General features: G+C 52.9%; 10 protein-coding genes and 1 pseudogene. 4 read left to right on the top strand and 7 right to left on the bottom strand.

Features of this window, described 5'->3' with window-relative positions; translation table 11 throughout:
• Positions 1 to 497: 497 nt before the first annotated feature.
• From F3J08_RS16370 to F3J08_RS16360, 3 genes are read left to right on the top strand one after another with little or no spacing between them, the layout of a single operon-like run.
• Positions 498 to 893 (top strand): cupin domain-containing protein, encoded by a 396-nt coding sequence (locus F3J08_RS16370; RefSeq protein WP_166931754.1) that lies wholly within the window; start codon positions 498 to 500, stop codon positions 891 to 893.
• A 27-nt stretch (positions 894 to 920) separates the two neighbouring features.
• Complete coding sequence (locus F3J08_RS16365) at positions 921 to 1,664, top strand: SDR family oxidoreductase (RefSeq protein WP_166931752.1); 744 nt, start codon at positions 921 to 923, stop codon at positions 1,662 to 1,664.
• Between the two features lie 10 nt (positions 1,665 to 1,674).
• A complete protein-coding gene (locus tag F3J08_RS16360) occupies positions 1,675 to 1,902 on the top strand; it encodes a tautomerase family protein (RefSeq protein WP_166931749.1) in 228 nt (75 codons plus the stop codon).
• A gap of 45 nt (positions 1,903 to 1,947) precedes the next feature.
• On the opposite strand, the gene F3J08_RS16355 is transcribed toward F3J08_RS16360, so the two are convergent.
• The 6 genes from F3J08_RS16355 to F3J08_RS16330 form a co-directional block, all read right to left on the bottom strand.
• Complete coding sequence (locus tag F3J08_RS16355) at positions 1,948 to 2,808, bottom strand: aldo/keto reductase (protein WP_166931747.1); 861 nt, start codon at positions 2,806 to 2,808, stop codon at positions 1,948 to 1,950.
• 49 nt (positions 2,809 to 2,857) lie between these two features.
• Entirely contained in the window at positions 2,858 to 3,868 is a 1,011-nt protein-coding gene (locus F3J08_RS16350; RefSeq protein ID WP_166931744.1) for an NAD(P)-dependent alcohol dehydrogenase, read from the bottom strand.
• Between the two features lie 46 nt (positions 3,869 to 3,914).
• Positions 3,915 to 4,658 (bottom strand): SDR family NAD(P)-dependent oxidoreductase, encoded by a 744-nt coding sequence (locus F3J08_RS16345; protein WP_166931742.1) that lies wholly within the window; start codon positions 4,656 to 4,658, stop codon positions 3,915 to 3,917.
• Positions 4,659 to 4,800: 142 nt separating this feature from the next.
• Entirely contained in the window at positions 4,801 to 5,361 is a 561-nt protein-coding gene (locus F3J08_RS16340) for a flavodoxin family protein (protein WP_166931739.1), read from the bottom strand.
• An 81-nt stretch (positions 5,362 to 5,442) separates the two neighbouring features.
• Positions 5,443 to 6,279 carry an aldo/keto reductase gene (locus tag F3J08_RS16335; RefSeq protein WP_240149419.1) on the bottom strand — a complete coding sequence of 279 codons (837 nt, stop codon included), beginning with the start codon at positions 6,277 to 6,279 and terminating at the stop codon, positions 5,443 to 5,445.
• An 86-nt stretch (positions 6,280 to 6,365) separates the two neighbouring features.
• Complete coding sequence (locus tag F3J08_RS16330; RefSeq protein WP_166931733.1) at positions 6,366 to 6,677, bottom strand: DUF1330 domain-containing protein; 312 nt, start codon at positions 6,675 to 6,677, stop codon at positions 6,366 to 6,368.
• Between the two features lie 196 nt (positions 6,678 to 6,873).
• On the opposite strand from F3J08_RS16330, the gene F3J08_RS16325 reads away from it, so the two are divergent.
• A complete protein-coding gene (locus F3J08_RS16325) occupies positions 6,874 to 7,782 on the top strand; it encodes a LysR family transcriptional regulator (protein WP_166931730.1) in 909 nt (302 codons plus the stop codon).
• A 141-nt stretch (positions 7,783 to 7,923) separates the two neighbouring features.
• On the opposite strand, the pseudogene F3J08_RS16320 reads toward F3J08_RS16325, so the two are convergent.
• Positions 7,924 to 8,026 (bottom strand): annotated as a pseudogene (locus tag F3J08_RS16320) (IS5/IS1182 family transposase); the annotation flags it as partial.

Raw genomic sequence — 8,026 nt, 5'->3', positions numbered from 1 at the left:
GACTATGCTGTATCGCTCGACGGACTGCCGCTGTCGTCGTGGCGCTCCCGTGGTGAACCTGGCCCATAGTGCTTCCTTCCATTCCGATGAAAAGATTGCACCATCAAAACCCGGGACCAAACATCTAATATCCACGTTCAGGCGGCAGACACGGACCAATCAGCGCTTGCTCCCGATCTGTCAGATCACGTCGTGTCACATCTCTCCGTTTTGCCCGTTTTCCATAAGGCCCAAAGTGAAACAAATTCTAGGTAGATCGTACAGGCTCTCTGTCAACCGGATTTAAGCATATATAGTATGAATGCACTGCTGCGCCGTGGCGCTTGCGTTGATTTGCAACCATCGGAGCCATGGTAGGATTATGACCGCGGTTGGGGAGCATTTATGAATTTTCCTCATTTACCCATGCACATAATGTTACCTAGTCAACCGCTGGGGCAACTATTATTTTTAGTTGAGCTTAGCTCTTCATCTGTGAAAAAAGGCAAAGTAAAATCATGGAAATCTTCCGCGTAGGTCATAAGCCGTCTTTCAAAGGACCCGGAGACTGGTTCACTGGCACTGTCCGGGTTGATGTGCTTTTCAACCCGGCCGCTCCCGATCGTGTTCAGGGTGCAAACGTGACCTTTGAACCGGGTGCACGGACAGCCTGGCATACCCACCCACTGGGCCAGACCATTATTGTGACATCAGGCGTTGGTCGCGTTCAGCGATGGGACGGCCCGGTCGAAGAAATCCGCCCTGGCGACGTGGTTTTTTTCGAACCAGGTGAAAAGCATTGGCATGGCGCGGCTCCAGAAACGGCCATGACCCATATCGCCATTCAGGAAGTTGAGAATGGTAAAGTCGTAGACTGGCTCGAACACGTCTCTGACGACCAGTACGGGCAATAAGTCAAATATTTATACAGGTGAAACATCATGATTAAAGATAAAGTTGTTCTCATCACCGGCGCATCTTCGGGCATTGGCGAGGCAACCGCACGGCTTCTCGCGCGGCAAGGTGCGAACGTTGTCCTGGGTGCGCGCCGAGAAGAGCGCCTGAAGGAAATTGTCAGTGCTATCGAAGACGAGGGCGGCACAGCGACCTACCTTGTGACAAATGTAACAAAGGCGACCGATAACGAGGCTTTGGTCAACTTAGCCAAAGAAAAATATGGCCGTCTTGATGTTGTTTTTCTCAACGCCGGTCTGATGCCGACAGCCCCCGTATCCGCCTTGAAGACAGACGAATGGAACGCAGCCGTAGATATCAACATCAAAGGCGTTCTGAATGGTGTTGCCGCCGTGATGCCTCATTTTGTGGCACAGAAACACGGTCAGATCATTGCAGTTTCGTCAGTGGCCGGTCTCAAAGCATACCCTGGCAGCGCGATCTATGGCGGCACCAAGTGGTTCGTTCGCGATTTTATGGAAGTGCTTCGTATGGAGTCAGCCATGGAGGGCACCAATATTCGCACCTCCACGATTTATCCCGCAGCAGTGAAAACGGAATTGCTCGGCGGCATTTCTGATGCCGGGTCAGCTGCAGCCATGCAAAAGCTTTACGATCAGCATGCTATCCCTCCCGAACGTATTGCCGACGTAGTCTTGTTTGCGATTTCTGCCCCGGCAGACACAACGATCAACGAGTTTACAGTTGGACCTGCCAATCAGGCCTGGTGAGGAATCCCCAATGCCGCATATCATCGTGAAGCTATGGCCAGGTAAATCCGAGCAGCAGAAACAGCGTCTGGCAGATGCGATCACCCAGCAGGTTACCACGATTCTGGGTTATACGGACGATGCGGTCTCCGTTGGTTTCGACGAGATTGCCTCGCTAGACTGGCATGATCAGGTTTATAAACCTGACATCCAAGATAAAGCGACGTCACTCTACAAAAAGCCTGGCTACGCTATGTAGCGTACAAATGTGCGTTGGCGGTCCAACCGTCAACGCACATAGCCTTTAAGTACTAAAGCGTATCTTGGCAATCCGTTTCACACGCTCGGGATCGCGATGATCCGTAAAAGCTGTTTCCCCCGTATCGAGCTTCGTGATTGAAGCCATATCCGCGTCATCGAGATTAAAATCGAATACTGAGAAATTTTGTCGAATTCGCTCGGCATTGACCGACTTCGGGATGGAGACGACCTGTCGTTGCAGCAACCAGCGCAGCACGACCTGAGCAACGGAGCGATGATGCCGGGACGCAATCTCCGCCAGCACGGAGTTGCTGAACAGATTGTTGCGTCCTTCGGCAAAAGGTCCCCAGGATTCGATCTGAACGCCGTTCTCGGCCAAAAATGCCTGTGTCGCAATCTGCTGGCAAAATGGGTGCGTCTCGATCTGATTGATCGCGGGCTTGATCCGGTTGAAGGCGATCAGGTCCATGATCCTCTCCGGATGAAAGTTACTCACCCCAATCGCACGGGCCTTGCCACCTTCCTGCAATTCCTCCATTGCCCGCCAGGAGCCATGCACATCTCCATAGGGCTGGTGGATCAAGTACAGATCGAGATAATCCAGTTTCAGACGTGCCAGAGAACGGTGGAACGCTGCTTTAGCTGCCTCGTAGCCCGCATCCTGAACCCAAAGCTTCGTTGTGATAAAAATCTCGCTCCGAGGAATACCGCTTGCAGCGATGGCTCGACCGACAGCTTCCTCATTTTCGTAAGCAGCGGCCGTATCGATCAGGCGATAGCCCACACGCAGCGCTTCCAGAACGGCGGCTTCACACTCAGCCGCATTGGTCATCTGATAAACGCCAAAGCCGAGGAGAGGCATGTCCACGCCGTTGTTGAGTGCCACTATTGGACATTGCGTCATATTATGTGACTCCTGACTCAAACGCATTGATTTTAACCGTTATGGACTTTTACGCCAGGGATCGTTCAATCACAATTTTTCCGGGATGCGCCGCCTCTTCCAGACAACCATAAGCCCCCAAAGCATCATCGAACGCGAAAACCTTGCCTATGACGGGTCGGATCTGATGGTACGCCATCATGCGGTTCATCGCCTCGTGATCGGCGCGGGATCCGACCATAATCCCACGGAGAGTTTTCCAGGGGACGAGTGTTCGGGGGCTGAGCGTTCCAGTCGAGAGCGCACCAATCATATGCACCTGTCCACCAATGGCGACGCTGGCTACAGACCGTTCAATGGTGCCGCCTCCCCCAACTTCTACGACATGATCCACGCCACGACCATGCGTCAGGCGCAACACTTCCTGCTGCCATTCGGGATGCGTGCGATAGTTGATAAGGTCAGTCGCCCCAAGCTTCCTGGCTTCCTCGAGTTTGGTATCACTTGAAGAGGTCGAGATGACACGGGCTCCAGCTTTGGCGGCAAGCTGAATGGCAAAACTCGACACGCCGCCTGTCCCCAAAGTGAGAACAGTTTCGCCACTCACAAGCGGGCGAGGCCCGAACAGCGCATTGAACGCCGTCAACGCCGCACAAGGCAAGGTCGCTGCTTGGGCATCTGAAAGATAATCAGGAACACGCACCGCATGCTGTTCATCGCATGCGATCCTCTCCGCGAGCACTCCGTCAACCAGTGCTCCGCGAAATTTTGGTGGATCTGCAGCTGTCATAGGGCCCGCAATCCAGGTGCTGGAAAATGTTGGGCTCACCCGATCGCCGACTTTAAAGCGCGTGACGTCAGGGCCCACGGAAATAACTTCGCCGACCCCATCGGAGAGTGCCAACGCGCCTTTAGGACGGAGGCCATTATAATTATCGTTGATAATCAGAAGGTCACGATAGTTGAGAGACCAGGCCTTCATCTCAATCAGGATCTGCCCACGCAGAGCCGTTGGTTCAGGACGTTCTGTCAGGCTCACACTGGCCCGGCCATTGGCCCCGTTCAGTTCATATGCACGCATACTGACCACTCCTTGGAAAGTCGGTTCGAAGTCAGACTAAGGAATTTCACCATGGCAGTTGTTTGCCGTCACGGAAGAACAAACCTGTCGGACCAGTTGCCGGGATATTGGCGGCCCAAACGACGCTGCGCGCGCCATCCTCAACAGGGCGCCCTGGCGAGTTTGGATAGGTCGCCACTAATCCGGGACAGACAGAATTGACAAGAATTCCGTCCTTGTTGAAGTCTTTGGCCAGCTTGATCGTCAGACCGTTCAGGGCCAGTTTGGTCAGGGCATAAGATCCAATGGGAACGTCGCCGAATTTGCTCATTTCAAATCCCGGATTGTTCACTAGGCCAAAATCCGGATCCCAGAAAGAACCCGCTCCACTAGAGACGTTGACGATCCGTCCATCACCAGAGGCCTTCAGAAGCGGAAAACACTCCTGTGACAGCCGCCATGTGCCCATCAGATTAGATTCAAACTGTTGCCGCACAACATCAAGGTCTGTGCGGAAGTCGGTGACTGGGGTAACTGCCATGATGGCCGCATTATTGACCAGAACATCCAACTTTCCAGACTGTTCCGCAATGCGCTGTACAGCTTGCGTGACGCTCTCAAGATCTGTGGTGTCAAGCTGTATAGCCGATACGTTCAAGCCTTCATCACAAAGAATCTGCGCCAGTGGGTGGGCTTTTTCAACAGAGCGCGCAGAGAGAAAAACGTGCATTCCCTGCTGCGCCAGTTGTCGAACGGTCTCAAAACCGATGCCTTCACGGCGCCCTGCACCCGTGACCAAAGCTGTTTTCATGTTGGGTATCCTTTACCAAGGGGGGAAGCATGTCCGCCCCCATCTCCTGACCTCACGAAATTAGTCATTACGTCAGGAGAAATATGTGACATCACTCCGGTCCATCATTATTTTCAAAACAGAATGAACCAGATTTATCCTTTCAGGCGGTCTTCCCGGCAATGAACTGCTTTGTGGTCTCGGCGATGCGCTGCCCCAGATGAGCGGCCGTCCCAAGGTCACTCTTGATCGGGGTGACGTCGGGCGAGGCGTTATCAGACTGCGCCATTGCGCCCAGCCAACCGCCGAGCCGGTTCATATCTTCTGGGTTGGTGCTGGCAAACAGGTCCAGCCCCACCCAGATCATGCCGTGCTGGGCAGCGAAGAGCGCCATGCCGATGAGGGAGTTCAGCTTGTCGCCGTGCATTGCACCCGAATTGGTAAAACCGGCCGCAATCTTGTTCCGCCACTTCATCGAGGTCCAAACCGGACCGGTCGAATCTTCCATGAACTTCTTCAGACGTGCCGACAGTGAACCATTATAGGTGGGCGATCCAAAAATAATTGCATCGCACTCCTGAAGCAGATCCCAAGGAGCGGAGTTCTCGGCAACAGGAAGAAGGATGGCTTCGGCCCCGTCGACACGATTGACGCCATCAGCGGCGGCCTGTGCCTGTTTGGCGGTATGACCGTAGCCACTGTCATAAACGATTGCGATTTTCATGAGGGAAACTCCGTTGTGTTAAGAACTGATTATTGAGAATTTAAGGTCGTGATCTAAAAGCATGCGTCGTTGCTCTTCTGATCAGGACACCTTTGTCGGATCACCCATTGACCATGCGATGCCCGCGCCACGATCCATTTTGCGAATGGCGTCCATATCCTCGGCATCAATTTCAAAACCATCGAGAGCGAGGTTCTGCTTCATGCGCTCCGGGTTCAGGCTTTTCGGCAGGATCGCGTAACCATTTTGCACGCCCCAATGGAGGAGCAACTGTGCTTCCGTGACACCGTATTTTGCGGCCATCGTTGCGAAGACACCATCTGCCTTCTTTTCGGCCTCAGGTTTGGCGCTCTCCTGACCGGCTCTCCATGTGGAAAGCGGAGCAAGGCTGCTATAGGCGATCGGCGCAATCGTGTGCTCGTGCATATAGCCCACCAGGTCAGGCTTTTGCGACCAGGGATGCAGCTCGATCTGGTTTGCTTCGGGAAGCGCCAGACCAGCAGCCTTTATTTCATTGATATGAGCCTCGGTGAAATTGCTGACACCGACGCTCCGTACTTTGCCAGCCTTCTTGAGATCGATAAGCGCACGCCACTCTTCGACACGACGCGCTCCACCGTGAGGAGAATGGATCAGGTAGAGGTCGATATAGTCGAGCCCCAAACGTTTAACGCTCTCATCGAATGCTGTGAACGTCTCTGCGTATGTCTTGGGTGTTTCGCCCCACTCTGCGGCACCGGGCCAGAGTTTCGTCGTCACGAAAATTTCTTCTCGTGTAAGTCCATGATCGGCGATCGCAGCCTTGATGCCACGACCGACGCCGGCTTCGTTCCGATAGACCGCTGCCGTATCGATATGCCGGTACCCAGCGCCAATAGCCGTATGAACTGCGCTGGAGACATCAGCCTCGTCGATCAAATACGTCCCGAAGCCAACTGCTGGAATCTGAGTTTCTGCGTTCAGTCGAAATGTTTTACGAAGAATGCCCATAAACGTTCTCGCTTTTAAAATTTGACCGGTGGGCCTGGTACAAGCGTCAGGAAGCCGCCTGTTGTTGCCTTGACCCGCAAGGCCTTCACCGGCGCGTAAGCCGGGTCGTGATAAAACGCTTCGGCTTTGGCCAGACTCGGAAAACGAATCACGATCAACGTTGACTGGGCTTGGCCTTCCACCGTCGCGAAACCGGACGCAGCAACCATCACTTCGCCACCATATGCCTGTGCTAATGGCCCCGCCTGCTGGCTGTACTGGGTCATCAGTTCCGGATCCGTCACCGTAAAGTTGCCTATAAGGTAACCTTGGGCGCTACTTGCCATCAGTTCTCTCCTTTGTCGTGCGACCGTTCGGGCAAGATGACTCTTGACCCACCCTCAATGAGGTCGACAATTCAATCAACAAAAATCATATTGTAGATTTCAGAGAACCGTAAGATATTTTATTATCACTATTGGGGATATATTCGCTACATTATGTAGCTTGCAGATCGCCAAAAGAAGAGGAGACAAGCATTCCATGAGAGATCGTTTTGACGGTGTGGACGTATTTATTAAAGTGATAAAAGCTGGCAGTTTCTCAGTCGCCGGATCCCATCTGGCGCTCTCACGATCCGCCGTTGGCAAAACGATTGCTCGACTTGAAGAGCGCCTTGGTGTCCGGCTTTTCCATCGCACGACACGCACTGTCAGCCTCACGGAGGACGGCCTGATCTATTACGAACGCTGCCTGCGCGCTGTTCATGAACTTAAAGAAGGGGCTGAGCTTCTGGAATCAGGAAGGCATAAGATAGCCGGAAAATTGCGTATCACCATGCCTCTCCTTTTTGGTCGTCATTGCGTTGCGCCCATTCTGGTGAATTTCGCGGCGCAATACCCCCAGCTCAAACTGGATCTTCATTTTAGCGATCATACGGTGGACCTTATTGGTGACCGATATGATCTTGCTATCCGCAATCACTCACCGGGCATTGACATGGGTCTCGATGTAAGAGTCGTGGCGACTCAAGGAAAAGTCGTTTGTGCGTCTCCCACTTACTTGAAAAATAGCGCTATCCCGCGAGATATTGACGATCTCAGGCAACATCAGACATTGGCTTACTTGCACAAGGGAGAAATCTTCCCTTGGACTTTTTTTCTTTCCGACGGAGAGAAAAAAAAAGCAGACATCAGCCCGCGCTTCCAGTTCGATAGTTATGATGCAATTGCCGACGCTACTTTGGCCGGAGCTGGTGTTGCATGCCTTCCCGATTGGCTTGCGCACGATTACATAGAAAGCGGGCGCCTGCTCCGGCTTCTTTCCAATTTCTCAATGCCCCGCTTTGATACGTATGCAGTATGGCCAACCACACGTTTTATGCCGCTCAAACTACGCTGCGTTATCGATACGATCGCCAAATCTCGCACATACTCTGAACACAGAAGATAATTCTTATCTATTTATTCAGACGTCTTTCCAATATTAGCTTATCCTATTCTAATCACAATGTTAACTAATACGAGAATCAATGCTGCATCGGAAGGCTTATGCGGCATGATGGCAGGGGTCTTAGAGCCCGTTTGAGAATGTCTATGGATGGCTGATGCGGCGGAGCAGGAGGCTGCCCATGGCAATGTCGATCATGGCGCCGGAGACGTCGAGGCGCTTTTCGTAGTCGCGGACCAGGCGCCGC

Source organism: Asaia sp. As-1742 (genome assembly GCF_011753235.1).
GTDB classification, from domain to species: domain Bacteria; phylum Pseudomonadota; class Alphaproteobacteria; order Acetobacterales; family Acetobacteraceae; genus Asaia; species Asaia bogorensis_B.
This window is presented reverse-complemented; position numbering and strand designations above follow the sequence as displayed.

Bases quoted from the DNA above. Each gene is read 5' to 3' on its own strand.
- F3J08_RS16370 (WP_166931754.1), top strand. From the start codon at position 498: ATGGAAATCTTCCGCGTAGGTCATAAGCCGTCTTTCAAAGGACCCGGA.
- F3J08_RS16365 (WP_166931752.1), top strand. From the start codon at position 921: ATGATTAAAGATAAAGTTGTTCTCATCACCGGCGCATCTTCGGGCATT.
- F3J08_RS16360 (WP_166931749.1), top strand. From the start codon at position 1,675: ATGCCGCATATCATCGTGAAGCTATGGCCAGGTAAATCCGAGCAGCAG.
- F3J08_RS16355 (WP_166931747.1), bottom strand. From the start codon at position 2,808: ATGACGCAATGTCCAATAGTGGCACTCAACAACGGCGTGGACATGCCT.
- F3J08_RS16350 (WP_166931744.1), bottom strand. From the start codon at position 3,868: ATGCGTGCATATGAACTGAACGGGGCCAATGGCCGGGCCAGTGTGAGC.
- F3J08_RS16345 (WP_166931742.1), bottom strand. From the start codon at position 4,658: ATGAAAACAGCTTTGGTCACGGGTGCAGGGCGCCGTGAAGGCATCGGT.
- F3J08_RS16340 (WP_166931739.1), bottom strand. From the start codon at position 5,361: ATGAAAATCGCAATCGTTTATGACAGTGGCTACGGTCATACCGCCAAA.
- F3J08_RS16330 (WP_166931733.1), bottom strand. From the start codon at position 6,677: ATGGCAAGTAGCGCCCAAGGTTACCTTATAGGCAACTTTACGGTGACG.
- F3J08_RS16325 (WP_166931730.1), top strand. From the start codon at position 6,874: ATGAGAGATCGTTTTGACGGTGTGGACGTATTTATTAAAGTGATAAAA.